Origin of the sequence: Rheinheimera pacifica (assembly GCF_024809855.1) — a bacterium.
Classification (GTDB): Bacteria; Pseudomonadota; Gammaproteobacteria; order Enterobacterales; family Alteromonadaceae; genus Alishewanella; species Alishewanella pacifica_A.
In genome coordinates, this window is sequence record NZ_JANUEM010000003.1 from 39,662 (window position 1) to 64,184 (window position 24,523).

Here is a 24,523-nt window from a genome sequence, read left to right on the forward strand (position 1 = left end):
CGATGTAAAGCCTCCTGTTTTAGTGCTAGCCTGCTGCAAACTATGCTGCTTTATAAGGCTTTGCTATGCCCTATACCCGTGTTGTGCTGTTAACCCTGCTGGCGCTTGTCGCCTTTGCCGGTAATTCGCTGTTGTGCCGTGCCGCACTGGCTCATACCCAGATAGATGCCGCCAGTTTTACTAGTATCCGGCTGATATCCGGTGCTGTGGCATTGTGGGCCTTGGTAACTTTACGCCGGGGTGAGCATAGTGGCCGGGGTAACTGGCTATCGGCGCTGGCGCTGTTTGTTTATGCTGCCGGGTTTTCATTTGCTTATATTCAATTGAACACCGGTATTGGCGCCCTGATACTGTTCGGCGCGGTGCAAACCAGCATGATAGCTTACGGCTTGTGGCGTGGTGAGCGCTTTAGTTTGTTACAGTGGTTAGGTTTGCTGCTGGCTTGTTCGGGGCTTATTGGTTTGTTGCTGCCGGGGCTGTCGGCACCGCCGCTGTCGGGAGCTTTGCTGATGTTAGCTGCCGGTGTAGCTTGGGGTGTGTACTCGCTGCGCGGTAAAGGCGCAGGCGATCCGCTTGCGGTAACCAGTGGTAACTTTATCCGCGCCGTGCCGATGGCGTTGCTGCTAAGTGTGTTGTTAGTAAAGCAGGCGTCGTTAGACAGCGCCGGGGTGTGGTATGCGCTGTTATCGGGTGTTTTAACCTCTGGTATCGGTTATGCGATCTGGTACACCGCTTTACCGTTACTCAAAGCAACAACGGCAGCCACGGTGCAGCTAAGTGTGCCGGTGCTGGCAGCACTGGGCGGCGTATTATTATTGCAGGAGCCACTAACACTGCGTTTGTTGCTGGCATCGCTGGCTATTTTGGGCGGCATCGCATTGGTGGTGTTAGCTGCAAACCGTACACGGCTATTACGTTAGCTTTAAAGCAAAATCCCCGCCGAAGCAGGGATTTTATCTAATAACGTTTTGCAGCAGGATCAATACTTCGCGGCTACACCTTCGGCCGGTAAAGCGCCTAAGATAAACTCACGCAGGTCGTCGTTCGACTTTTTCAAATCTTCATAACGCAGGTACATCATATGGCCGCTGCGGTAGCCTTTAAAACTCAAGCGATGTTTCATTTTACCGCTTGGATCCAGCTGCCACATATTGTACTTGCCATCAAAATAGTTGGTGGCGCCGTCAAAGTAACCAGATTGCGTCATGACTTTAAGGTAGGGGTTTTGTGCCATGGCCTGGCGCAGGTTTTCGCCGGTGTTGTCGTCAGATCTGTCCCACGGGTGTACCGGGCCAAACATATTGTATTTAATGTCGGTTTTGTATTTCAGATCATTGCGCAGGTAGTGATTAATGGCCGGGGTAAACGAGTGCAACCAGGATGTTAGCTCAGCGTTGTAGTCTGGCCGGTCTCCTGCGTCGCGTTTATCAATACCTAAATAGCGTGAATCCAGCCGGCCAACGGTTTGGCCACGGTCGCGCAGTAGTTCTTTCCAGAAATAGTTGGTAGGAATATCCAGGTTATTTTGCAGCACCGCCTGCAGTGATAAACCAGAATAGCTGGCGACCTGCTGGGCTATGCGTTGTTTTTCGTCGTTACTTATAGCGTTACCTTTAGCCAGTGCTGGCAGGTATTGGTTTAGCGTAAAGTCTTCTACTTCCGGCAAAATATCGTATAAATCTTTTTGCTGCAGGCCGCTGTTAAGCTTCTTGTGGTACCAGGCAGTGGCGGCAAAATATGGCAGACGGTTAGCCGCTTTAACCGGGCCGGCACGTTCTATACCTAAGTCGGTAGGTGATACCAGTACCACGCCGTTTAAATACATCCATTGCTGGTTTTGCAGTGCCAGCGCCAGGCCTGATACCCGGGTAGTGCCGTAGCTTTCGCCAATTAAAAACTTGGGTGATTGCCAGCGCTCAGTGCGGGTAACAAAAGTATTAATCCACTCGGCCAGGTACTTTACGTCGGCATTAACGCCAAAGAACATTTTTTGCTGCTGATCTTTTGATGGCATTTTACCGTCTTTACCCGGCAATACGCGCGAGTAACCGGTATTTACCGGGTTAACAAATACAATGTCGGCAACATCAAGTACAGAATACGGGTTGGTTTTTACACCATATGGCTGCACCGGATAACCTTCTTCATCAATTACCAGCGCTTTAGGGCCGGTGTAGGCAATGTGCATCCATACTGAAGCAGAGCCGGGGCCACCGTTAAATGAAATCAGCAATGGCCGTTTGCTGCGATCTTTAATATCGCTGCGCTGATAATAGGTATAAAACAAGGTGGCGGTAGGTACGCCGTCTTCATCCCACACCGGCTGGGTGCCGGTAGTGGCGGTATAGCCAAAGCGTTTGCCGTTAACTTCGGTTTTATGCTCTGTGGTTACACTGTTGTCAATTTCAATCTGGCGCTCAGTTGCCAGCACCACAGTGCTGCATAGCAGCAGTAATAGCGCAATAGGTTGGAACAGTTTCATCGGACCCCCGGATTATTATTATAGGTAAGTAATACCACTCTCTGTTTACCGTAAAATGCCCGACAATTCAAAAGGCTTGAGACAAGCACCCTGAAATCCGGCTTAAGCTTTAATGTGCTAATTAAACGTTAAGCTAAACGAGTTAATAATACGAATGGTTATCAGTATTATGTTATTGATTATAAACATAATTTTGCGCACGCGGGAATTTTGGTCTACACTGTGCAACAATTCTTGTCGCGACAGAAAAGGTATATTACATGAAAGGCAATCCACAGGTACTGTCTAAGCTGAATGAAGTACTGACAGCCGAACTAACGTCGATTAATCAGTACTTTCTGCATGCCCGCATCTATAAAAACTGGGGCTTAAAAGCACTTAACGATGTGTGCTACAAAAAGTCGATTAGAGATATGAAGCAGGCCGATGAGCTGATTGAGCGTATCTTAATGCTGGAAGGCCTGCCTAATTTACAGGCACTGGGTAAATTGCGTATTGGTGAAGACACGCCGGAAATGCTGCAGTGCGATATGGAGTTTCAGGTAGAACAATTGCCGCTGCTGCGTGCCACTATTGCATTATGCGAAACCGAGCAGGACTACGTTAGCCGCGATATTCTGACCGAAATTCTGGAATATGAAGAAGAACATCTGGACTGGCTGGAAACCCAGCAGCACCAAATCAGCACTATGGGGCTGGCAAATTATCTGCAGGCGCAGCTGGGAGGCGAGTAAATGAAAGGCAACCGCAAAATTATTGATGCACTGAATGTGCTTTTGGCCAACGAGCTGGCCGCGATGGATCAGTACTTTATCCACTCGCGTATGTACCACGATTGGGGCCTGCACAAGCTGTTCGAGCGTATTGATCACGAGTTTGATGACGAAAAAGGCCATGCCTCCAAGCTTATTGAGCGCATTATCTTCTTAGAAGGTGTGCCGGATATGAGCAAACGTGACGCCATTCACGTTGGCCAGGATGTACCCGCTATGCTACAAAACGATTTAAACGTAGAATACAGCGTGCAAAAGCTGTTAAAGCAAACCATGGCGCTGTGCGAGCAAGAGCAGGACTACGTTACCCGTGCGATGTTGCAACAGTTGCTGGACGATACCGAGGTAGACCACGCCCACTGGCTGGAGCAGCAACTTAACCTGATTAAACTGCTGGGCCTGCCCAACTATCTTCAATCGCAGATGTAATAGCAGCGCTTATGAGCATGCAAAACAGTATTTTAGTTTTGCATGCAGTGCTGCCAGTTCAGCCTGGCCTTGTGGCTGGCGCCGGTATAGCCGGGTTAGCGCAATCAGCGGCATATACAACATATCCATACAGGCCTGGCGCTGCATTGCTGTGTGTTGCGGGTTCACAGCGCCGTCGGCCAGCGTAAACAGCGCATAGCGTAAACACCACTCCTGCAGCAGGCTGCTGTTTTGCCGCTCCAGCATAGTGGCCAGCTGGCAGCAGCGGCAGCTGTAATCAGATACCAGCCGGTGATAGTCGTCCGGCATGACCTTTCCTTGCTTTAGCTGCCGGCTCAGGCGGCTGAAATCCTGCCACAGTGAACTTTGTATCAGCATAATGTGCTCCTTAATGCAGCGTGGCAGAGGCGGGCTGCGTTGCCGTTTGTGTAACGGGTGCTAACTGCGAAAAGCGACACAGTTCACGGCGCAGGCTGCAGCTTTCGCGTAGCAGTGCAACATTAGCCGGGTGGGTATCAGGCAACTGCGCCTGCAGTTGCAGCACCTGCTGCAAGGCACGGTTTAACGTGGCAAGACAGCGGCGCCAGCGTTGTTGTCTGGCATAGGTTTCGGCCAGATTTTGCACGCTGATCGACAGGCAAATAATTAACAATGCCGTGCCATCGGGCGCACCGGGTATAACATTGTCAGCCGATCTGGCTTCGTACTCCGGCCAGGCCTGTGTTAGCAACACCGCAGCTTGTTGGTATAAATCGGCCGCCAGCACATAGTGGTCATGCGCAAAAGCACTGTTAGCCTGGCTTATAATGTGTTTCCAGTGTTCTATCGTATCCATATCACTCACCTTGTCGGGAACCTGACTGAAAATATGGCTTGTTTTTCGACTAAATGCAAATGATAATGGTTATCATTAATTGGAGGCGATATGAACTTTACGTTACCGGAACTACCATACAGCTACAACGCACTGGAACCGCATCTGGATGCACTGACGATGGAAATACACCACAGCCGGCACCATCAAACTTATGTTAATGGTTTAAATGCAGCACTTGACGGCAGCGCCTATACTGACTGGCCACTGCAGCGTTTACTTAAAGAAATATCGGCCTTGCCACAACCGTTGCAGCAGGCGGTACGTAACCACGGTGGTGGCCATGCTAACCACAGTTTGTTCTGGCAGATTATGTCACCGCAAGGTGGTGGTGAACCTACCGGCGAACTGGCTGAAGCCATAACGCAGCACTTTGGCAGCTTCGCCCAGTTTAAGCAGCTGTTTATTCAGGCCGCACTTAGCCGGTTTGGCAGTGGCTGGGCCTGGCTGGTAAAAGACAAACAGGGTAAATTGCAGGTAAGCAGCAGTGCGAACCAGGACAGCCCGTTAATGGAAGGGCTAACGCCAATACTGGGGCTGGACGTGTGGGAACATGCTTACTACCTGCAGTACCAGAATAAGCGGCCGGACTATGTGGCAGCGTTTTTTAACGTGATTAACTGGCCCTATGTGGCGGAGTTATATCAGGAGAAGCAATGAAGCTAATGTTGTTGCAATGGCCAGCGCTGGGCCTGCGTAAACTGGCTGGCCTTCTTATAGTACTGGCCGGTGCAGGCTATGGTGTGCAGCAACTGGTGCTATTAATGCAACAGCAAGCGAATGTGCGCTATGCCTTTTATGCCGGTATGGTGGCCGCTACCGCAACGGCGGCCGGTGCAATACCGGCACTGTTTATGCGCCGGTTGCCGCAAAAGTTGCTTGATGTAATGCTGGGTTTTGGTGCCGGTGTTATGCTGGCAGCTTGTATGTTTTCGCTAATCGTACCGGCGCTGGCTTTATTAGCCAATAGCGGCGCCTCTGCGTGGTACAGCTCTGGCAGTGTGGCGCTGGCTATTTTGCTTGGTGGCGCCTTTATGCTACTGCTGGAGCGGCTGGTACCCCATGAACATTTTATTAAAGATGAAGACCGGCTGCGTGGCCAAACCCTGCGCCGCAGCTGGTTATTTGTGTTTGCCATAGCGTTACATAATATTCCAGAGGGGCTGGCCATTGGTGCCTCTTTTGCCAGTGGCGATGTTGCGGCAGCAAGCGCACTGGCTACCGGTATCTCGGTACAGGACATTCCTGAAGGGCTGGTAGTAGCAATGGCATTGCTGGCCGTAGGCTACGGCCGTGCACTGGCGGTGGGTATTGCGATATTATCTGGCTTAACCGAGCCGGTTATGGCTATTGTTGGCGCGGCGGTGTTGGGCGAATCCAGCCTGTTGCTACCCTGGGGCCTGGCAGTGGCAGCCGGTGCTATGTTATTTGTTATCAGCCATGAAATGATCCCTGAATCGCACCGACAGGGCCACGAGCTGGCTGCAACCAACGGCTTAATGCTGGGCTTTGTATTGATGATGTTACTGGATACTGCACTTAGCTGATAGCCTTATCCAACAAGCGTGCCGACACAATTTATTACAATCCAAAGGTGGTTAGTGCTGGTAGTGGCTAGTTGTTTTCATTACATTGACCCTCACAAAAAGTAACAAGTTGCCTAGTCGTGGTGGTTCAATGAAAAAAATATTTGTTATCAGTGCAGTAGCGCTGGCTGTATTAACCGGTTGTGCCGGTGAGCGTAGTTTATCTGCCGATACGCGTGCTGCACAGCAGCAGGTACAGGGCCAGGTAGTAGTAAGCCCGAATGACAGCCGTGCTTATAAAACCCTGGTACTGCCAAATAAACTGGAGGTGCTGCTGGTGTCAGACCCAACAGCAGAAAAATCGGCGGCGGCGTTAAGTGTAGGTGTGGGGTTGCTGCAAGATCCCATGAGCCAGCAGGGTATGGCGCATTATTTAGAGCATATGCTGTTTTTAGGCACCGAGCGTTACCCTGATACCAAAGGTTACAGCGAATTTATGACCGCCAACGGCGGCGCGCAAAACGCTTACACCTGGCTTGATATTACCAATTACATGTTTAAGGTAAATAATAACGCTTACGATGAAGCGCTGGATCGTTTCTCAGATTTTTTTAAAGCCCCCAAACTATACCCCGAATACGCCGATAAAGAGAAAAACGCTGTTAATGCAGAGTGGTCGATGCGCCGCGAAATGGACTACTTCGGCCAGTACAATTTGTCACGCGGTATGATGGGCAACCACCCGGCAAACCGGTTTTTAATTGGTAACCTGGAAACCCTGGGCGATAAAGACGGCAGTAAACTGCAGCCTGAAACCGTAGCGTTTTATAACCGGTATTACTCGGCCAATATTATGAAAGTAGCTCTGCTGAGCAATTTACCGCTAAGCGAAATGGAGCAACTGGCCAGCAAGCACTTTAGCAGTATTGTGAATAAGAACATTGAAAAACCGGCCGTAACCGCAGAGCTGGATTTTAGCCAGTTAGGCGGCAAGCGTATTCACTATGTGCCAAATCAGGACGTAAAGCAGTTACGGCTGGATTTTACCATCAGCAATAACAGCGAGCAGTTTGCCGTTAAACCCAACGAGTTTATCAGCTACCTGCTGGGTTCAGAAATGCCCGGCACACCGGCTGAGCAACTCAAAGCCATGGGGCTGATTTCTAAGCTGAATGCCAGCGCCACGCCCGACTTATACGGCAATTACGGCTCACTGAGCATAGATGTAGAACTGACCGACGCCGGTATGCAAAACCGTGAAGGTATAGTAGCCACTATTATGCAGTACATTGAGCTGGTGAAGCAGCAGGGCGTAGACAGCAAATATTTCAGCGAAATTCAAACCAGCCTGAACAACCAGTTCCGTTTTCTGGAAAAAGGCGACGAATTTGGTTATGTGTCTAACCTGGCCGACGCTATGCAAAAAGTACCGGCCCGTAACGCGGTAAATGCGCCGTTTTATTACCAGCGTTTTGATGCCAAAGCCATTAAAGATGTACTGGCGCAGTTAACGCCAGAGCGCCTGCGCGTATGGTATATCAGCAAGCAAGAGCCGCACGACAGCAGCCTGCATTTTTACGACGGTAAATATAAAATTACCAATATCAGCAGCGAAGAGCAGCAAAGCTGGCAACAAAGCCCGCAGCTGGCACTGAACTTACCGGCAGTAAACCGGCTGTTACCGGAAAACTTTGAGCTGGTAGCGCCGGTACAGCAAGCCAAACCGGAAATAGTGCTGCAGCAAAACGGTATTACCGCCTGGTTGTACCCCAGCCAGCAGTTTGCCAGCCAGCCGCGTGGCGTGCTGGAAATTTTTATCAATACACCGGCACCGCAGCAGGATATTAAAGCCAGAGTAGCCCTGGCACTGTGGCGCGACATTTTCAGCCTGCAGCAAAGTGTGCTGTCAACAGAAGCCGATATTGCCGGTATGCAGCTGCGGTTAACCGCCGGTAGCGGCATGGCACTGACGGTAGCCGGTTTTACTGACAAACAGCCCGAGTTATTACAGCAAGCACTGGCCGGTTTAGTGGTTAACACTGACGAGCAAAGCTTTGCCCAGGCCAAAGATCGCTATATCCGTGGTTTGCAAAACCAGGGCAAGCAATTTCCGTTTTATCAGGCATTTAATGGCTATAACACCCTGGTGCGCAATGGTAACTATGAGCCAGAGCAATTAATTGCTGCGGCCAACAGTTTAACCAGTGCACAGCTGCAAAGTTTTATCGCCGATACGCTGGCAAATAACCAGCTGCGGGTATTTGCCTTTGGTAACTATGACAAAGCCGCCATAGCGCAGGTGGTTGCTACTGTGCAGCAGGCCCTGCCGGCGCAGCGTAACGAGCAGCCATACAGCCGCACAGCTTACTGGCAACCGGCCGCCGGTGAAAAACTGGTACTGCAAAAAGATATCGACGTTGCCGATGTTGGCCTGGTAGATGTGCATATACACCCGGATCCCTCCTATACCCAACTGGCAAGGGCTACGGTGCTTAACAGCCATTTTAGCAATGTGGCTTTTGACAAACTGCGCACCGAAGAGCAACTGGCCTATGCTGTGGGTGGCACTGCCACGCAAATAGAAAATTACACCGGTTTTGCCATGTATATTCAAACGCCGGTAAAAGGTGTAGCTGATATGCAGGCCCGCTTTGACAGTTTTAAGCAGCAATATGCCGCCGAGCTGGACAAGTTAACTGAAGAGGCATTCGCCCAGCTTAAAGCCAGCACACTGATCACGCTAAAAGAGCCGGCGAAAAACCTGCAGGAAGAAGTTGGGCCGCTAATTACCGACTGGTACCGCGAGAAGTTTAGCTTCGACAGCAAACAGCAGTTAGTTGATGCCGTAGAACAGGTAACACTGGAGCAGGTAAAAGCGTTTTACCGCGAAACCATGCTAAATGACAACGCAGCACGGGTTTCAGTGCAAATGCGCGGCACTAAATTCCGCGACCAGCCATTTGCCGATCTACCTGGCCAAACCAGGGTAACTGACGTGGCTGCCTTTCATCAGCAGATGAAAAAGCAGTAAGTTGTACAGTAAACAGAAAAACGCAGCTTCGGCTGCGTTTTTTCGTTTGTACTCTGTGGGCTATAGCGCCTGAACCAAGGTTGCTTACTTGCCGGCGCTATGTGTTTTCTTCAGTGTGCTGATAAGGTTAACGGCCAACGAACGGCCTTCGTCAGTCAGGCTATGGTAATGTTTAAGCAACAAAGCCAGTTGCGCGTCTACCGCAGTGGCCGACGGGCTATAATGGTTGCTTTGTTCCATAACCTCAGTGCGGCTGTGCTCTTCAGCGCTTTGATACAGCGCCGACACCTGCGTATCTAAAGCGTGGGCGATAGCTTCCAGTAAATCCAGTGACGGGCGCTGCTCGTCGCGCTCAATACGTGACAAATTTCCGGCATCAGTTTCTGCGGCATAGGCGACATCCTCCAGGGTTTTCCCTAGCATTTTTCTTCTATGTCTCAGTATGTTGCCAATTTTCATCTCAGCGATTCTCGGTGCATTGGCATAGATGCACAAAGCGATGGCTGCAAAATTAACTTGCTAAATTTGCGTGATGCGCAATAATGTGAAGAAAACGTAAAAGCAAAGAGTGTTATTGACGGCATATTCGCTCTGAGCGCCCAATAGCAAACGGGAAGGACTTCTGTCATGAGCAGCAATGTTAACGCAAAGCCGGTGGCGCATATCGTATTTAGTGAGAAAACCGTGCACGGTGACAATATTCCCTGTGCTTACATTGACTTACGAAACCCGGCTGAATGTATTCTGGAGCAGGATAAAACTGGGATCTGGCTCACTTTAGCCATTAACGCCGAATTGATGGACGAGTTGGCTGTAGCCTGGTGTAAGCAGCGTAATTTCACCTGCAGTAATGCCGCACAAACTCACGATATAAAAGCGTAAATTGCACAATGCCGGCGCTGGTATGGTAAAGAACTTTTTAAAACGCATTACCGGCCGCAGTTTTCATGGCGGGCCAGATGCCTATAGGTGCTTTAACTATAAAGTGCTGCTGGATAAAGATCTGTTAGCGTTTAGCATTCCCAGTGCCAGCCCGATGGAGTTTCCGGTGTTGTTTCCTTACCAAACCCCCGGCTGGTTTGCCCTTAATGCCGATCAGCGGCAGTGGCATCGTTTTGTTTGTATAAACCAGCAACAGTATTGGTACAGCGGGCATTTTTTAAGAACCCACGGCGAGCCGCTGGGGCAGTTAATGCTATCGATCTGGCTAAAGCAGGTTGTAGCGGGTAAAAGCATTGCCCGGCATAATATTGAGCAGTTGGGCGAATACCTTAGCGGGCAAAACCACGATATAAACAGCAGTTATATTTTTGATAGTGCCACGCAACTGCAACCTGCTTTACAGCATTACAATACTTACAGGCGCAGCAATAAATTACTTGCCGGGCAAACACAGCAATACGTTGCGCTAAGGCATAAAGAGCAACTACCGCAGTGTTATAACATTAAGCATTTTGGCTGCCAGCAATGGCTGTATTACACACACGCCAGCCGGGCCTTTACCCGGCAGTATCACTACTACTGTTACCCGTTGTCAGAGCAGTTTTATTTAAAAATCCGTTTTGCGTATAAAGCAAATTTACCGGCTTATTTTCATTACTGGCATGCTAACGCCCGTGCGGCAGAGCATAGCATTATGCAAAGCGTAAAGTTGCATACTGCAGATTAACCCGGCAATTGTGGCTTTAGTGGGTTCGTAAGCCACTACGTTATCCGGCGAGGCATAAAAAACAAAAATAGTTTGAGCAATCACTTTAAACAGTGTTTTAGCTGCTTGTTATCTGCTTAAAAAGCACACTGCTGGTTTAAGACTGCTGTGCCGCCGTTCACATTTTTCTCTGTTTAAGAAAATTCAAACACCGTTACCGGTTTAGCCAGTCTGGCCGCCTGCTAGTAGCAAAATCAGCATATTGCATTCAAAGTGAACTGGTCTATCTTGTTGGTGGACTCTTAATTAGCCTGACGGAAAGGGCTGCACAACAATAACAATAATCTTAGCAAGAACCCTGTTTCAGCAGAGCAAAGACGAGGACAACCCAAATGAAAAAATCTACCCTGCTTTTACTGGCGGGCCTGTTTAGCGGCGCTGCGCAAGCTGCTGTAGGCGGTTATCCGGTGGTATTGGTACACGGTTTTCAGCCGGATAATTTAGCCAGCCGGCCTACCGGCAACCAGGTAAGCACTAATGGTGCAGAGTACTGGGCCGGGTACTGGCGTGATCGCGCCGATGCACGTATTGACTGGCCGTCGCAAGAACGCGTGGCAGGTAAAATTGCCAGTGATTATGTCTGGCCTAAACTGCAGCAATTGTCACGTAGTGGTACCTGTACCAGCGGCTGTATTTTTGTGTCGCATTCTACCGGCGATTTGATTACCCGCTACATTATTGATAACCAGGCGCTGTGGCTGCAAAACGCGGGTTTACAGCCGCTGAATATTGTCGCGACGTTTGACTTTGCCGGTGCTGGCGGCGGGGTAGAGCTTGCCGATTTAGCAGTAAATGTGGCCGGTGGCTCCGGCCTGATTGATGGCGCCCTGCGGCTGGCGATTTCCTTATGGCTGGGGCAGATACCGTCACCATCTAACATTGGTGTATTAAACGACTTACGGGTAAACACCGCACGCCAGTTAGCAGCCTTCCCCGACAGCCGGGTGCCGCGCCTACGTTTTGTTGGCGCCGGATCTGACTTTTTAGGCGCCACCGGTGCATTTTTGCCAGGCGAGGATGACGGCGTAGTGGCCAGCCATTCCAGTTGCGGTGCGGCCAGCGCAGGCAGCTTTAACAGTTGTTCACGCACGGTGGCCTTTGATGGCAAGCTGACATCGGTTAGCGGGCCAGCCAGTTTTATGCCGTACCATTACCCGATGTTAATGAGCGAAGGCTACAGCCACAGCGATGTTATAGCCAACCGCGCGGCTGACGAAATAACTGCGGCCAGCAATAGCGTGAATTATTTAAATGGCGAGCGGTTGCAATTTAACACTGTTGACGAAAACCGCGGCTGGTGGGTGTTTAGCTCGCGTTATCGCATAGTGCGTAACTCGAATAACACCAGCATGTCGGCATTGGTGTACCAGGCAGCGAACTAGCCTAATGAAAAAATGGTTATTATTGTGCCTGCCAGTATTGCTGACAGGCATATGGTTTTTCTGGCCGCAACCAGCAACGGTGGCGCCAACCACATCACAGCAAATTAAAACGCTGCCAACAGCAACTGCTGTTAAGCCAGCTAATACACCGGCAGCAAAGCCACAGCAAATTAACGTAACAGAAAAAATACCCCAGCCGGTAAGCGAAAGCTTTAAATTACTGGCCAGCGCTTATGCTGCAGAGCTTGAGTTGCCGCCGTATTCACGGCCGTTAAGCCTGGATGATGAACACCTGCTGGCGCCAAACCGCTATATACCGCAAACCGTGCCACTTGAGGGCGGGGCCAGTGCAACGATAGTGCTGCCAAAATTCCGTTTTAGCTACCCCGAGGCCATACCGGTAACACTGCAGGTAAGCGGTATTCAGGTATCAGATGTCAGTGTGGCACTAAGCTCGGAGGCTACGGCAACGGTAGTGGCCACTGAAGAAATGCGCGGTACACCGGTTAACTGGTCAGCCACGTTTAATGCAGGGGCCGACTGGAACGGCGCTTTTGAAATCAGTATCAGCTTTAGCGCCAACGGCCAGCAGCAAGTGCTGAAAACCGGTATTGAATACAGCAACCCGGTAGCCACTATTACCGGCGTGGGCGATAGCCGTGGCGTAGGCAGTGATATGCTGATCCCGGTAAACATAACGGTACATCAAGCTGGCTATTACCGCTTACGCGCCAATTTATTTACCGAACAACGCCAGCCGTTAGCTCTGTTAACCGGCAACGCAAAGCTAAGTGAAGGGCAGGGTGAAATAACATTGCGAGCTTTTAAAGCGGTGCTGCAACAGCAAAGCGGGCCTTATATTTTAAGCACCTTTGTGCTGGAAAAGCGCCCGGCAGTACCCGGCGAGCTAACCCAATATGGCGACAGTGAAAAAGCAGAATATAAGCTGGATTATTTTGCGTTAAGCCAGCTAAGTGACGCCCCCTGGCAACCCGATGCCGAAGAGCTGCAACGCCTGCAGTTTTTACAGCAAATGGCCGGGCAGCAATAACGCATTTAAGGCCGGTGTTTGTTTAGCTTACGCTGCAGGGTGCGCCGGTGCATGCCCAGCAATTCTGCGGTGCGGCTGATATTGCCATCCTGCTCGGCCAGCACGCGGTGAATATGCTCCCATTCCAATTGCTCGGGCGATAACAGTGCGGCCGTGTCAGCGGCTGGGCTGTTTTGCATGTTGCCGGTAATAGCTTGTTCCAGTTGTAAAAAATCGACCGGCTTGGTCAGGTAGTCGTCGGCCCCTAATTTTACTGCCTGCACCGCATTGGCAATGCTGGCGTAACCGGTTAGCAAAATAATGCGGCATTGCGGTAAAGCGGCCCTCAGCGGGGCAATAAAGCTTAAACCCGACTGGCTGGCAAAGCGTAAATCCAGCAAATAGGCCTGTGCTTGTTGGGCAATTAACTGCTCTGCGGTAATGGCATCGGCGTAAGTGGTAACACTAAAACCGCGCTGGCCAAAGCGCCGGGCCAGGGTACCAAGCAATACGCTGTCATCATCTACAATAACCAGGTGCATTAGTTGTGCTCAGCTTTTGGCCGCGGAATATCAATCCGCGTTAGCGTGCCGTTATCCAGGTTGCGCCGACGTACCGTGCCACCCAGGCGTTCAATAGACACATTAGCCAGAAACTGGCCAATACCCAGGCCCTGCTCACTTTGTTGCGGCAATTTACCCAGCTCGGCCAGGCGGTTGGCAGATAAACCTTCACCAAAATCATAAATACTAATGCTAAAGCCGCTGCCTTGCAGGCTAATGGCTACCTTTAGCTCAGCGCAGCCATTAGCAACACTGGCATCGGCAGCGTTATCGAGAATATTAATCAGTGCTGCACCAAAACCCTGGCTGTCGGCCAGGCTAAAGTCAGCAGCGGTAATGCTTTTATCAATAGCTAAACCAATGTCGGGCCGGCTGTTTAGCCAGCGGTCTATATGTTGCTCTGTTAGCACAAGCAGTGGTTGTGGTGCGTCGTCGCGGCGTAAACTGCCGGCGTCCTGTCGTAGTTGCTGCACAATTTGCTGGCAGCGGTTTAATTGCAGGCGTAAATCGGTTAACGCCGGGCTGCTGCTGTTATCGGCAATTTCTTCGCAGAGCAAATTCATCGTTTGAATCGGGCTGGCTAAATCGTGGGCGGCATTGGCGGCAAAGGTAGCCAGCGCCAGCATTTGTTCATGGCGCACCTGCTGTTGTTGTAGATCACTGATTTTACGTGACTTAAGCCGGATTAAATTGGCCTGGGCATTAATAAACCAGCTGATCAGAATGGCCGACAACGCAAAAGCCCACCACATTTGCAGCATATGCTGGCTAAAAGCACTACCAGCATCGCTGCTATGCATATGGCTGTGCTGGGCGTGTTCTGCCTGTTGCAGCAGTTGGTCTAAATCGGGAATGGTTAAATCGCCAATCAGCAACAGCAGGCTGTAGGCCATAATAGCCAGCATGGCGATAATATAACAAACCCGGCCTGGCAGCATTACCGCGGCAACCGCCACCGGCAGCAATAACAACGCCACCAGGCCGTTACTTACGCCGCCGCTTAACAGCAGCAAACAGCCCAGTAGCAATACGTCAAGGCAGCAGCTAATGGCATAAATACGTGCTAGGTGGCTTTGTGCACCGGCAAACAGCCGGGGAATAACATTGGTAGAAATGTGTGTAAGTAGTAACAGCCAAATAAGCGGCCAGGAGCTGACAGGGTAGTCAAACAACCAACCGGCCACAGCGGCGGTTGCTTCAAAGCCAATAAGCCCCCAGCGAAAATTAGCATATTGCTGCAGCTGGTGGCGCGGTGATAATTCGGTTGAGATAATCAGTTTTTGGGCCATAGCTTTACATCGGCTTCAGATAAAAAGACGGCTGCCAGGCAGCCGTTTGCAAAATGTCAGAAAAGACTAAACCATTGCAGCGATAATGTCATGTCTGAGCTTTTAGTGTAACCCCGCCAGCGGTTTACGTCGCTGTGGCAAATTGTCGCAGCGGTATATTCGTTTAAAGGCGGTAGTTTGTTGCAGCAAAATTCCTACATCATAAAAATTCTTGATTTACATTCAATTAGCAGCCTAGACTGGGTAAAATTTTGCAAATTGCGGGATCTTCAATTCGCAACTCGCGTGTTTTTATCTTTGAATATACTGTTAAATTTATAGGAGTAGGAAAGTGTTAAGAATCTATCATATCTATATAATTGTCTGCTTGGCTACACTTTCGTTAAGTGTGTCAGCAACTGAGGTTCGTGGAACAACCATAAAAAGTTTATGGGTGAACGACAGCTCTAATAATGTAATCTTTGTAGAGCCAACCAATAGCTTCGAATCAGCTTGTGGTTTGCCTCAAGGGCAATATTTTATCTTAGAGCCTGATTTACCAAATATGAAAGAAGTTTATTCTATGTTGCTTGCTGCTATGATGTCTGGGCGTCAAGTTACTATTGGTGGTAAAGGCGAGTGCTTTAAATATCACGAAAAAATGCGATATGTGTATTTATCAGAGTAGAAATTTAACAAAACCTCTTGTGGGACGCTATATCCTGTAATAGGACGTAGACATTGACTTCAAATTTTAACTTCTGGATAGATGTTGCTTTCACTATAGGGTGGCGCTTCCTAAGATTTTGCAACGCCACGACTTAGTGCATAGAAATGGGAAACTACAGATGGTAATAGGTTACCCGTTTCAGAAAAAACTATAACTGATCTGAAGAAAGCAGCCATAGATTAGGTAAGCAAGATTGAAGACCTTGTAGAAAAAGACACTATTCCATTCTGAATTAAGAAACTCATAAGGGCCATCAATAGGTCAAACCGCTCTTCTGGCCGCATTAGCGGCCTTATCAGCCACACGGCTGCCAACATATCCTGTTTTAGCGCCGTCTAAGCCGCATGGCAAAGCCCATTACTGCCATTGTGAGCAGCAATACCATAAAACCTACTACCAGCATATCGCGGCCTTCGCGGCCGAGTAGGGGCTGTAAAATTCCCCATTTATGTACAAAAGAAAAACTGTACCGCTCCCACTGGCTGGCGCGGCTTTGCTGCTCAATTAACTGGCCGCTTACGGCGTCGATAAATACCCGGCCCCCGGCATAATCAAATTGCCATACCGGCAGGCGCTTATTGCGAAAATCGTAGTCGGGGCCAAAGCGGGTAACCAGGCTTTGCTTGGTTAGCTCTGTCGCATTTAAACCGGTAAATTGCTGTGCCAGCAGTTGGGCGTAGCGTTTGTCATCCAGTGTTGGGGCATCGGTGCTAAGGCCGATAAACTGCGCGCCTTTTTCACTTTGCTGGCCGTTAAAACGGCTGGTGCGCTCGGCCTGCTGCTGCGGGTTAAACTCTGACAAACGCCAGTACCAGTTGGCGTCGTTAGCCAGCACCAAACTGGCGCTGTTATACATAGCGCTGGCATCAATGCTTTGGGCTGTATCAAGCGTAACCGGCAGTTGCTGCATGGGCGGCAGGGTTAAACCGGCTGTTTCAGCGGCGACTTGTTTATAGCTAAAGTGGTAAATACCGCTAAGCAGATACAGCGTAACCGGCATAAACAACAGCCAGGATAACGTATAATGCCAGCGGCGCAGGCCACGGCGTTTGGCACTAAAGGGTAGTTTAAGCAGCAACCAGGCACCGCTAAGGCTAAGTAACAGCGCGCTGCCAAGCAGTATGGCCATAACCACCACTTTCAACCCGGGTGTGGCGTCCAGCCATTGCCAGCTGTGAAACTGGCGAAATACTGCCTGTACGCTGGTTTTGTAGGGGTTGGTTATACCGGCCATGCTCAGGCTTTCGGTATGAATATAAAGACTTAGGCCGTTGTGGTAATCCACCTGATATACCGGCAGCAGGCGGTTTACTGCCGGGTAGGCGTTATTAAAAGCGCTAACCAGGGTTACGCTGCGCACATCCTGCTCAGCCTGGCCGCTGTAATGGCCGGCCAGCCAGATAGCCATAGCTTCATCTGTTGGTGGCGGGTTGTTATCCAGCGCCAGATACTGGCGCGGCGAGGTTAAGTCGCGGCTAAGTTGCAGCACGGTGTGTTCGCGGTAAGGCACCAGCTTTACCAGTGCTTGCGCAGGTAGTGGCCGGGCGGTCAGTTGCTGCATGGCCTGTTGCAACGTATTGCCTGACAGCTGCAGGGCCGGTGGGCGAATGGTAACGGCCTGTGGCCCGGTCCAGCTCATAATGGGGTGCGAAATGCCGGTTAAGGCAAAAATCATTAACGTAATGCCGCCTAACCACAGCAAAATACGGTGCCACCTGATCAGTGTAGAAATTCTCATGCGTTTTGCCTTAAAACAGAGTTAAGCGTTAAAAATTCACCGTGGCACTGACAAACACACTGCGTGGCATGCCGGGGCGGTATTCAATAACACTGGAACCGACCTGGTTGCTGGTGTAAGTAGAGTAGGTTTTGTCGGTGATATTCATTAGCCGGGCTGCCAGAGTAATGTTGTCTGTTAGCGGGTAGCGGGCACGCAGGTGCCATAAATCGTGGCCGTTGTAGGTATTGGTGTTGGTTTCGTCAGTAAAGTAACGGCCTACTTTTTGCCACTCCAGTTCCAGCCACAGGCCCGACACTGCCCGGGGCTGATAGCTCAGGCTGCTTTGCCACAGTTGTTTTGGCGCTTTACCTACATCAAAACCGGCAAAGTTGCGGGTTTCGGTTACTGCCGGGTTGCAAACTGGCGGGAAGCAGCTAAACAGGTACTGAAAATCTTCATACTTTTGCCGGGTAAGGGTGCCGCTGCTTTGCAGCTTCAGCTGGTCGGTCAGGGCCCATTGCAGCATCAGCTCAACACCTTGGTGGCTGGTTTCACCGGCGTTGGTAACTTTACGGCTGTCGGCGTCTATATAAGTTACAACATCATCTTTAATGGTTAAATCATACAGGCTGGTATCCAGCTTAAGGCTGCCAAACTGGCCGCGCCAGCCCAGTTCGTGGTTAACGGCAGTGACCGGCTCAAGTGCTGTGGTGTCGTTGCTGCTGCCGGGGCGAAATACCTGGCCTACAGAAGGTACCCGAAACGCATGGCGGCGGTTAGCGTACAACTGCTGATTAGCAGCAAATTTCCAGACAATACCGGCTTTGGGGCTAAGCTGGTTGTAGCTTAATTTTTGCGATGGCGGCCGTAACCAACTGCTGCGGCCTACCTGTTGTGGTACATCGGCATCCAGTAAGTCGGTGTAATCGACACTAAAGTAGTCGTATCGCGCGCCCAGGCTGATAATCAGCTGCTCTGTCGCAAACCACTGCAACTGGGCATAGGGCGACAGCACAGTCTGGTCAGCATCGTAGTGATAATTAGTGCGGCCGGTTAGCGCGTAATCGGTATACACCTGGCCATCTTGCGTTAGTGTAATTTGCTGCTCGGCGAAGCTGGCCGGGGTGTAATCTATATCAATACCGGCGCTCCAGTTAATGCTGTTATTGGTAAGCTGGCTGTATTGTGCCAGCAGGCCGTATGACTTAAACCGGGTTTGCTGTAATACCGGATCGTAACTGAGCATCCAACTGGGCATTAAGTCTGAGCGGTTGTCGCGGAAGAACGGTGTTAGCATCAGCTCGCTGCTATCAGATAACTGATGGCGGATCTCGGCCGATAAACGCAGTGCCTGCACATCGCGTGCGCCTATGTCGCCATGATAGTAATTACGCGCCGGGTTTTGCTGAAAATCGGTTAACGATAACCCTGAGGTGCCGCTTTGGTCTACTTTGCCAAAGCTTAGTAGCGATTTTACCCGGGTATGGCTACCCAATTCGCTGTCCAGCCGCAGGTTGCTGGACAAGCGTTTATAGTCAGATTCTTCCCGAAAGCCATCACTTTGCGTGCTGTTTAGTTGCCAGTAAAAGCTGTGGGCATCATTCAGCGGGCTGCTAAGGCTTAGCAGGCCACGTTGCCAGCCGTCGCTGCCCAGTTCGGCCTGGGCTTTGCCGCTGAACTGGGCTGTTGGCTCAGGGGTTAAAATATTAAAAATACCGCCAATGGCATCGCTGCCGTATAACGCTGAGCCGGGGCCTTTGGTTACTTCTACCCGGCCGGAGTTGGGAATATCTATTTCATACAAGCCGTTGTGATTAAAAAAGCCGGTAGGCCGGGTGGGCAGGCCGTCTTCTAAAAACAGGTAAACGCCGCCGGTAGAAATAGGCTGGCGAATGGCTGTCATATGGCCTTCGCCGCCCAGATCATTAACATGCACACCTGATACGCGGTTTAACAACTCAGACGGGTGTCCGGGGCTGACATTTTTAATAGTGTCTTCGTCTATTACCGATACGGCTTCAGCCAGGTTAACCAGCGCCTGCGCCTGGCGGCTGCTGGTAACCACCATAACTTCAATATCCTGCTCTGCAACAGCAGCTTGCTGGGCCAATGTTTGTAGCGGTAATACCAGTAGTGGCAGGCCTATAAATGCCCGTGCGGTGTTGTGTGGTGTCATCCAATACTCATTTATTTGTATGATTTTAATGAGATAAGGTAACAAAAAGGTGTGGCGCTGGGGATGCGGCAAATTGTCGCAGCAAAGCTATTGCTGCAGTAAGGCCTTGCGCCGTCTGGCGCAAGGGGGGAGGCAGATGTTATGGGTTTTGTGGCTGCTCCGGCGGTAAGCTGGTGCTGGCTTCGGCGTCTTGCTGTGGGCTGGCCAGCGTGGCCTGATCTGAGTTAACCGGCATGGCGCGTGATTGCTGGTTAATCTGGTAAATTTGCTCAGTGTTGGATAAATCCTGCTGGTTTTTAATGCTGGCGATGGTTTCGCGATCAGACAGGAAGCCCTGAATGTCGTCCAGTATCGCCTGCAGTTCCTGCGGGTTGTCCTGCATTTCCAGAATATGCCGCGGGTGCTCTACATTTTTGGCACCGCTGTCGGCAAAGGTGCTGCTCATAATGCGTGAGGTAATAATCCACGGCGTTAGCGATGCACGCATAACATAGTTTTCTGATGCGGTAGAATCGTAAATGCCTTTACCTGTGGTCAGCTTGCTTTGAGTGTAGGTGCCTTCGCATTTTAAATACACCAGTAAAGAATCAAAATTCAGTTCGGCCCAAAAGGTGTGGCTGTAGTTTTCCAGCAGGCGGCCAAAGCTATGGCAAATAAGCCAGCTGAAAATCAGGCTTAAAACAAACTGGCTTTCATTAAACAGGTTAACGGCAAAGCTTTGTGTTACCGCATCAGACGGGCGGGCCAGTGCACTGTATTCCCGGATCAGCTGCAGCACAGTTTCGGCCTCAAACAATAAATAAAACAGAATAAAAGGCCCGATTAACAACAGTACCTGGCCGGTAATGGTGGCCAGTAGCCGTAACTGCTTAAACAGCGCACTGTGTTCCATTGGGGCATAAGCGGGCTGGGTTTCTATAATTACTTCGCCGCTAAAATCGCCTTTGCTTTCTGATTGCTCATTTAACTGCGGGTTTAGCTCGCGGTAGATCCGGTTAGGTATTTCTTTGTAGCGCCGGTTGGCCATAACAATATTGTCGATATTAACAAACAGCTCACGCGGATGAATGTTTTCCTGCCAGTTGGCGCGGTATTCCGACACCTTGGTTTGTGCTTTTACCTGGGCAGTACGTTGTTTTAACAGTAAAAAGATAAAGGTGCCGCTGATGGCAGCAAATAACAGTACCAGTAATAGTTGCGGTGCTACGGCAAAGCTTTCCAGCTCAGACTGCTGTAAGTCTGTAACAAACTGCTGAATATCACGCTGTTGCAGCAAGTAGCTGATTAATAAGCCCAGTAACACCGGCGCCAGTATGGCAAAGGCCATAATTTTGGCCAGTTGCAGGTTGCCTTTGGTTTCAATGGTTTTTTCGGCTTTACGGTACACTGTGCTGGCACTGCGCCAACTGAGAATTAAATACACCACCAACACAAACGAGAAAAATGGCAGCAGAATATCGCCGGTGTTGCCGGCCAGGCCGGTTAAACAAACAAAGGCAGTTAACGCATAAGCCACCAGTGCAATAAGGGTAGCAATTAAGGCACCGGAAAAACGTTGTGCCAGATTACGCAGCGGGTAGGGCAGAAAAATAAGTTTTGGCACCAGTGTGTGCACCAGGCGGGAGATAAACCCCACCGGCTCGACGAAGGTTTTGTTTTTGCGCCCCATCAGCATTTCTTCCAGGTCGGCGCTTTTATAATGCGGCTGTTCCAGCTTAGCGGTCTCACGCTCAGATTTGCTGTAATTCGGTGCCAGTGAGGTTGGTACGCTGCGGCCAACAAAAAAGCGCAGCATCTGAAAAATACCGCCACCCAATGCGCGTAAGCCACCTGCCAGCAACATAAAGCCAATAGCGGCATAAAACCAGGCCAGGGCTTTGTCTTGCTGCACCAGGCTTACTACTTGCAACAGCGGGTAAATACCAAGCAAACTGACTACTAAGCCCCGTACTGCCCGCAACAAGCCTTCGGCTTTAAACGGGTTACGGATCCCTAACGACTCGCTACCATAATCATAAGCCATGGTTACTTCCTATTATAAATCAGTTTGTTGAAAAAGAGACTATCTTGCCTGACGGCTGAATTTTTGCAATGCTCTGCCGGTTAGTTTTAGCGCAAAATGCGTTTGAGTGCGAGTTAATTATACGAAGCGCCGGTTTAAGTGCTACGGCTTGGAAATAAGACGTTAGTGAAAAAAGAAAAAGGGGGCCCGATAAGCGCAGCACCCGCCAGGAAAGCTAGTTTAAAAATTCAGCAATTTGCTCTGCCACCGCGCTAATGCCCACCACACCATCAAGATGGCCCCAGATGCCGGGAATTTCGGCATAGTGCGGTGTATTACCGCCGGCTGTCATGGCGGCGGCGCTATGCTGGCTTAAGGCCGGTGGTAGCAGTAAATCGCCGCTGGCTGGCAAAAACAGGGTTTTGGCTGTTACCCGGCTAAGGGCGTGCTGCCAGTTATCGCCCATACCGGCGCGCCATAATTGCGATGCGCGCACTAAGTACAATATATGGTTGGCGTCCTGATATTCTGCCCGCGCTTTGGCGTGTTGCAGTAGTTGATCCCAGACAGAAAATGTAGCTGTGATATGTTGCAACGGGGCGTTATCCTGCGCCGGTGCCGGGTAACGCTGGTTAAAGCCGGTTGGGTGCAGCGCATCCTGGGTAATATACGCCAGCGCGGTGCTTAGCCCTTGTATGGGCTGGCCTTTGTCGTAGTAGTTGCCGTTATGCCAGTTTGGATCTGTTTTGATTGGGTAAGCCCAGCGCTCCAGTTTTACTGCGGCGTAGGCATCGATATAAGCACTGCCGATAACCGGAATTAAGCGCTCGACTTTGTCGGGGTAGCGCACTGCCCATTCAATGGCCTGAAACGAGCCCATCGACGGGCCAATAACCGCATGCAATTTGCCAATGCCCAGGCTGTCGAGCAGGGCTTTTTGTACTTCAACAAAATCACCGATGGTAACAACCGGAAAGCTTAACGCATAGGGTTTACCGGTAGCCGGGTTGGTGGTGGCCGGGCCTGTGGTAATTACGTTTGGGTCAAACACATTGGCGTTTACCAGCGTATCGCTGCTTATCACGTAAAACTTATTGGTGTCTATCGCTTTACCGGGGCCGATAATGGCATCCCAGTAACCGGCGGTATTGTTGTCTGTATGGTATTTACCGGCAGCATGGCTGGTGCCGGAAAAAAAATGGGTAATTAAGATCACGTTAGATTTATCGGCATTAAGCTGGCCATAAGCTTCCCAGCCGATATTGACTTGCGCAATAGTGTGGCCGTTTTCTGTGCTGAAGTTGTCTAGTGTAAAACGCTGCTTTTGCACCAGCATGGCGTGCACGCTGGCAGATACCATAACGCAGCAGAGTAAAATAAGCCTGATAAACATGGTGTTGCCTCCGGTTAAAACCACTGAAACAGCGCTATGGCCAGCATAGTGCCCAGCACCGGCATCAGTACGCTGACAACCGCAACCGGCCAGTAGGCATTTTGATGGCTTTCACCACAGATAGCACGGATGGTAGTAACCACATAGCCGTTATGCGGCAGAGAATCGAGCGCGCCGGATGAAATAGCCACCACGCGGTGCAGTTGCTCGGCATCTACGCCGCGATCCAGATAATGCGGTGCAATTTCCGGCAGCGCAATAACCTGGCCGCCGGAAGCCGAGCCGGTTAACCCTGCTATGGCACTTACTGCCACGGCAGCACCGAGCAGCTCTGGCCCTGGCAGGTGAGTCATATAATCTACTACGCTGCTAAAGGCCGGTGTGAGCTTGGCTACTGCCCCAAAACCGACGACTGCGGCAGTATTACCAATAGCCAGTAGGGCACCCAGTACGCCTTCGTTGGTGGCTGCTGCCGGGTTGGCTAAAAAGCGGAAATTCAATAAATACAATGTGATTACGCCACCGGCCAGAGCAATAATTAATGCCGCCTGTTGCAGGCTGTCGTGCAGCAAAAACGAGGTTACCAGCACCACCAGTAACGGCAGCAAACCGGTTAGCCAATGCGGCAGGGGTTTATCACTTAATACCGGATCGCTGCTACGGGCAGTAAACTGCTCGCCTTTGGCTACAGCAGATTTAATCATCCACATCAGGGTATAATAGCCAGCTACAGCCATAAACAGCGCCACAATAATACTTACCTGCCAGCCGGCGTAAGGTGTGGTGCCAAGGTAGGGGATGGGGATCCAGTTTTGTATTTCCGGTGAGCCGGCCGATGTCATGGTAAAGGTTACCGAGCCCAGCGCCAGCGCGGCAGGAATAAAGCGCCGTGGCAGGTTAGCGCCTTTAAACAGGCTTACTGCCATAGGGTAGGCTGAAAACGCCACCACAAATAAGCTTACGCCGCCATAGGTTAATACGGCGCATGCCAGTACTATAGCCAGCACTGCGCGGGTATGGCCCAGCCGTTTAACAATAGCCAGCGCCACAGCGTCAGCAGCGCCGGTGTGCTCCATTAACTTGCCGAAGATAGAACCCAGTAAAAACATCAGAAACCAGGCGGCAACAAAACCGGCGAAACCAGACATATATCCGTGCACAAAATCGGCTTTATCGGCCAGTTGCCAGAACGGAATGCCATTGGTTATTGCCACCAGCAATGCGCACAGGGGGGCGGTAATAAACAGGTTAAAGCCGCGCATTGTTAGTACTATCAGCAGGCCAAGCCCGGCCAGCAATCCGATAAGACTCAACATCTTGTTATCCTTATTATCAGTTTCAGTTAGTCTGATACAGGACAGCGGGCATCACCATAGTACTAAGGTACAGGTTAAAAATTCTGCGTTTAGGCCTACAGTAAAGCTGCATAAATAATT

Annotated in this window: 22 protein-coding genes; 11 read left to right on the plus strand and 11 right to left on the minus strand. The window is 50.5% G+C overall.

Annotation, left to right across the window (positions count from 1 at the left end):
• Positions 1-65: 65 nt before the first annotated feature.
• Positions 66-920 (plus strand): DMT family transporter, encoded by an 855-nt coding sequence (locus tag M2404_RS05530; protein ID WP_259238729.1) that lies wholly within the window; start codon positions 66-68, stop codon positions 918-920.
• Positions 921-979: 59 nt separating this feature from the next.
• Here M2404_RS05530 and M2404_RS05535 read toward each other — a convergent pair whose 3' ends face one another.
• On the minus strand, positions 980-2,482 hold the full coding sequence (locus M2404_RS05535; protein WP_259238730.1) for a S10 family peptidase: 1,503 nt from the start codon (positions 2,480-2,482) through the stop codon (positions 980-982).
• Between the two features lie 260 nt (positions 2,483-2,742).
• On the opposite strand from M2404_RS05535, the gene bfr (M2404_RS05540) reads away from it, so the two are divergent.
• The gene (gene bfr, locus M2404_RS05540; RefSeq protein WP_259238731.1) at positions 2,743-3,216 is read left to right on the plus strand and encodes a bacterioferritin; all 474 of its coding nucleotides are present in this window, start codon (positions 2,743-2,745) and stop codon (positions 3,214-3,216) included.
• Positions 3,217-3,684: a bacterioferritin gene (bfr, locus tag M2404_RS05545; protein ID WP_259238732.1), complete on the plus strand. Its 468-nt coding sequence runs from the start codon at positions 3,217-3,219 to the stop codon at positions 3,682-3,684.
• A gap of 9 nt (positions 3,685-3,693) precedes the next feature.
• On the opposite strand, the gene M2404_RS05550 is transcribed toward bfr (M2404_RS05545), so the two are convergent.
• Both M2404_RS05550 and M2404_RS05555 read right to left on the minus strand, forming a co-directional pair.
• A complete protein-coding gene (locus tag M2404_RS05550) occupies positions 3,694-4,062 on the minus strand; it encodes a hypothetical protein (protein WP_259238733.1) in 369 nt (122 codons plus the stop codon).
• Positions 4,063-4,072: 10 nt separating this feature from the next.
• Positions 4,073-4,519, minus strand: coding sequence for a hypothetical protein (locus tag M2404_RS05555; RefSeq protein WP_259238734.1), 447 nt, complete (start codon positions 4,517-4,519; stop codon positions 4,073-4,075).
• A 90-nt stretch (positions 4,520-4,609) separates the two neighbouring features.
• Between M2404_RS05555 and M2404_RS05560 the strand changes: the two genes are divergently transcribed.
• From M2404_RS05560 to M2404_RS05570, 3 genes are all read left to right on the plus strand, one after another.
• A complete protein-coding gene (locus M2404_RS05560; protein WP_259238735.1) occupies positions 4,610-5,218 on the plus strand; it encodes a superoxide dismutase in 609 nt (202 codons plus the stop codon).
• Positions 5,215-6,105 carry a ZIP family metal transporter gene (locus tag M2404_RS05565; protein ID WP_259238736.1) on the plus strand — a complete coding sequence of 297 codons (891 nt, stop codon included), beginning with the start codon at positions 5,215-5,217 and terminating at the stop codon, positions 6,103-6,105. The genes M2404_RS05560 and M2404_RS05565 overlap by 4 nt, the downstream gene beginning before the upstream one ends.
• 130 nt (positions 6,106-6,235) lie before the next feature.
• Positions 6,236-9,115, plus strand: coding sequence for an insulinase family protein (locus M2404_RS05570; RefSeq protein WP_259238737.1), 2,880 nt, complete (start codon positions 6,236-6,238; stop codon positions 9,113-9,115).
• A gap of 84 nt (positions 9,116-9,199) precedes the next feature.
• Here M2404_RS05570 and M2404_RS05575 read toward each other — a convergent pair whose 3' ends face one another.
• On the minus strand, positions 9,200-9,574 hold the full coding sequence (locus M2404_RS05575) for a helix-turn-helix domain-containing protein (protein WP_259238738.1): 375 nt from the start codon (positions 9,572-9,574) through the stop codon (positions 9,200-9,202).
• A gap of 168 nt (positions 9,575-9,742) precedes the next feature.
• Between M2404_RS05575 and M2404_RS05580 the strand changes: the two genes are divergently transcribed.
• The 4 genes from M2404_RS05580 (at position 9,743) to M2404_RS05595 (ending at position 13,256) form a co-directional block, all read left to right on the plus strand.
• The gene (locus M2404_RS05580; RefSeq protein WP_259238739.1) at positions 9,743-9,997 is read left to right on the plus strand and encodes a hypothetical protein; all 255 of its coding nucleotides are present in this window, start codon (positions 9,743-9,745) and stop codon (positions 9,995-9,997) included.
• Between the two features lie 22 nt (positions 9,998-10,019).
• Complete coding sequence (locus M2404_RS05585; RefSeq protein ID WP_259238740.1) at positions 10,020-10,784, plus strand: hypothetical protein; 765 nt, start codon at positions 10,020-10,022, stop codon at positions 10,782-10,784.
• A 371-nt stretch (positions 10,785-11,155) separates the two neighbouring features.
• Positions 11,156-12,205 carry a hypothetical protein gene (locus M2404_RS05590; RefSeq protein WP_259238741.1) on the plus strand — a complete coding sequence of 350 codons (1,050 nt, stop codon included), beginning with the start codon at positions 11,156-11,158 and terminating at the stop codon, positions 12,203-12,205.
• 4 nt (positions 12,206-12,209) lie between these two features.
• The gene (locus M2404_RS05595; protein ID WP_259238742.1) at positions 12,210-13,256 is read left to right on the plus strand and encodes a hypothetical protein; all 1,047 of its coding nucleotides are present in this window, start codon (positions 12,210-12,212) and stop codon (positions 13,254-13,256) included.
• Positions 13,257-13,261: 5 nt separating this feature from the next.
• Here M2404_RS05595 and M2404_RS05600 read toward each other — a convergent pair whose 3' ends face one another.
• Together M2404_RS05600 and M2404_RS05605 are read right to left on the minus strand one after the other, a co-directional pair.
• Entirely contained in the window at positions 13,262-13,777 is a 516-nt protein-coding gene (locus tag M2404_RS05600; RefSeq protein ID WP_259238743.1) for a response regulator transcription factor, read from the minus strand.
• Positions 13,777-15,087: a sensor histidine kinase gene (locus tag M2404_RS05605; RefSeq protein WP_259238744.1), complete on the minus strand. Its 1,311-nt coding sequence runs from the start codon at positions 15,085-15,087 to the stop codon at positions 13,777-13,779. Before M2404_RS05605 ends, M2404_RS05600 begins: the two co-directional genes overlap by 1 nt.
• A gap of 331 nt (positions 15,088-15,418) precedes the next feature.
• On the opposite strand from M2404_RS05605, the gene M2404_RS05610 reads away from it, so the two are divergent.
• Positions 15,419-15,754 (plus strand): hypothetical protein, encoded by a 336-nt coding sequence (locus M2404_RS05610; protein WP_259238745.1) that lies wholly within the window; start codon positions 15,419-15,421, stop codon positions 15,752-15,754.
• 367 nt (positions 15,755-16,121) lie between these two features.
• Here the strand turns inward: M2404_RS05610 and M2404_RS05615 are convergent, their stop codons facing one another.
• The 5 genes from M2404_RS05615 to M2404_RS05635 all read right to left on the minus strand — a co-directional run bounded on the left by M2404_RS05615 (position 16,122) and on the right by M2404_RS05635 (position 24,403).
• Positions 16,122-17,534, minus strand: a complete 1,413-nt coding sequence (locus M2404_RS05615) for a hypothetical protein (protein WP_259238747.1) — start codon at positions 17,532-17,534, stop codon at positions 16,122-16,124.
• Positions 17,535-17,562: 28 nt separating this feature from the next.
• Complete coding sequence (locus M2404_RS05620) at positions 17,563-19,692, minus strand: TonB-dependent receptor (protein ID WP_259238748.1); 2,130 nt, start codon at positions 19,690-19,692, stop codon at positions 17,563-17,565.
• 139 nt (positions 19,693-19,831) lie between these two features.
• Positions 19,832-21,715: a hypothetical protein gene (locus M2404_RS05625; RefSeq protein WP_259238749.1), complete on the minus strand. Its 1,884-nt coding sequence runs from the start codon at positions 21,713-21,715 to the stop codon at positions 19,832-19,834.
• 214 nt (positions 21,716-21,929) lie between these two features.
• Positions 21,930-23,087 carry an E22 family MetX-like putative esterase gene (locus M2404_RS05630; RefSeq protein ID WP_259238750.1) on the minus strand — a complete coding sequence of 386 codons (1,158 nt, stop codon included), beginning with the start codon at positions 23,085-23,087 and terminating at the stop codon, positions 21,930-21,932.
• 14 nt (positions 23,088-23,101) lie between these two features.
• Positions 23,102-24,403 carry a GntP family permease gene (locus M2404_RS05635; protein WP_259238751.1) on the minus strand — a complete coding sequence of 434 codons (1,302 nt, stop codon included), beginning with the start codon at positions 24,401-24,403 and terminating at the stop codon, positions 23,102-23,104.
• Positions 24,404-24,523 lie beyond the last annotated feature (120 nt).

Bases quoted from the DNA above. Each gene is read 5' to 3' on its own strand.
- M2404_RS05530 (WP_259238729.1), top strand. From the start codon at position 66: ATGCCCTATACCCGTGTTGTGCTGTTAACCCTGCTGGCGCTTGTCGCC.
- M2404_RS05535 (WP_259238730.1), bottom strand. From the start codon at position 2,482: ATGAAACTGTTCCAACCTATTGCGCTATTACTGCTGCTATGCAGCACT.
- bfr (WP_259238731.1), top strand. From the start codon at position 2,743: ATGAAAGGCAATCCACAGGTACTGTCTAAGCTGAATGAAGTACTGACA.
- bfr (WP_259238732.1), top strand. From the start codon at position 3,217: ATGAAAGGCAACCGCAAAATTATTGATGCACTGAATGTGCTTTTGGCC.
- M2404_RS05550 (WP_259238733.1), bottom strand. From the start codon at position 4,062: ATGCTGATACAAAGTTCACTGTGGCAGGATTTCAGCCGCCTGAGCCGG.
- M2404_RS05555 (WP_259238734.1), bottom strand. From the start codon at position 4,519: ATGGATACGATAGAACACTGGAAACACATTATAAGCCAGGCTAACAGT.
- M2404_RS05560 (WP_259238735.1), top strand. From the start codon at position 4,610: ATGAACTTTACGTTACCGGAACTACCATACAGCTACAACGCACTGGAA.
- M2404_RS05565 (WP_259238736.1), top strand. From the start codon at position 5,215: ATGAAGCTAATGTTGTTGCAATGGCCAGCGCTGGGCCTGCGTAAACTG.
- M2404_RS05570 (WP_259238737.1), top strand. From the start codon at position 6,236: ATGAAAAAAATATTTGTTATCAGTGCAGTAGCGCTGGCTGTATTAACC.
- M2404_RS05575 (WP_259238738.1), bottom strand. From the start codon at position 9,574: ATGAAAATTGGCAACATACTGAGACATAGAAGAAAAATGCTAGGGAAA.
- M2404_RS05580 (WP_259238739.1), top strand. From the start codon at position 9,743: ATGAGCAGCAATGTTAACGCAAAGCCGGTGGCGCATATCGTATTTAGT.
- M2404_RS05585 (WP_259238740.1), top strand. From the start codon at position 10,020: ATGGTAAAGAACTTTTTAAAACGCATTACCGGCCGCAGTTTTCATGGC.
- M2404_RS05590 (WP_259238741.1), top strand. From the start codon at position 11,156: ATGAAAAAATCTACCCTGCTTTTACTGGCGGGCCTGTTTAGCGGCGCT.
- M2404_RS05595 (WP_259238742.1), top strand. From the start codon at position 12,210: ATGAAAAAATGGTTATTATTGTGCCTGCCAGTATTGCTGACAGGCATA.
- M2404_RS05600 (WP_259238743.1), bottom strand. From the start codon at position 13,777: ATGCACCTGGTTATTGTAGATGATGACAGCGTATTGCTTGGTACCCTG.
- M2404_RS05605 (WP_259238744.1), bottom strand. From the start codon at position 15,087: ATGGCCCAAAAACTGATTATCTCAACCGAATTATCACCGCGCCACCAG.
- M2404_RS05615 (WP_259238747.1), bottom strand. From the start codon at position 17,534: ATGAGAATTTCTACACTGATCAGGTGGCACCGTATTTTGCTGTGGTTA.
- M2404_RS05620 (WP_259238748.1), bottom strand. From the start codon at position 19,692: ATGACACCACACAACACCGCACGGGCATTTATAGGCCTGCCACTACTG.
- M2404_RS05625 (WP_259238749.1), bottom strand. From the start codon at position 21,715: ATGGCTTATGATTATGGTAGCGAGTCGTTAGGGATCCGTAACCCGTTT.
- M2404_RS05630 (WP_259238750.1), bottom strand. From the start codon at position 23,087: ATGTTTATCAGGCTTATTTTACTCTGCTGCGTTATGGTATCTGCCAGC.
- M2404_RS05635 (WP_259238751.1), bottom strand. From the start codon at position 24,403: ATGTTGAGTCTTATCGGATTGCTGGCCGGGCTTGGCCTGCTGATAGTA.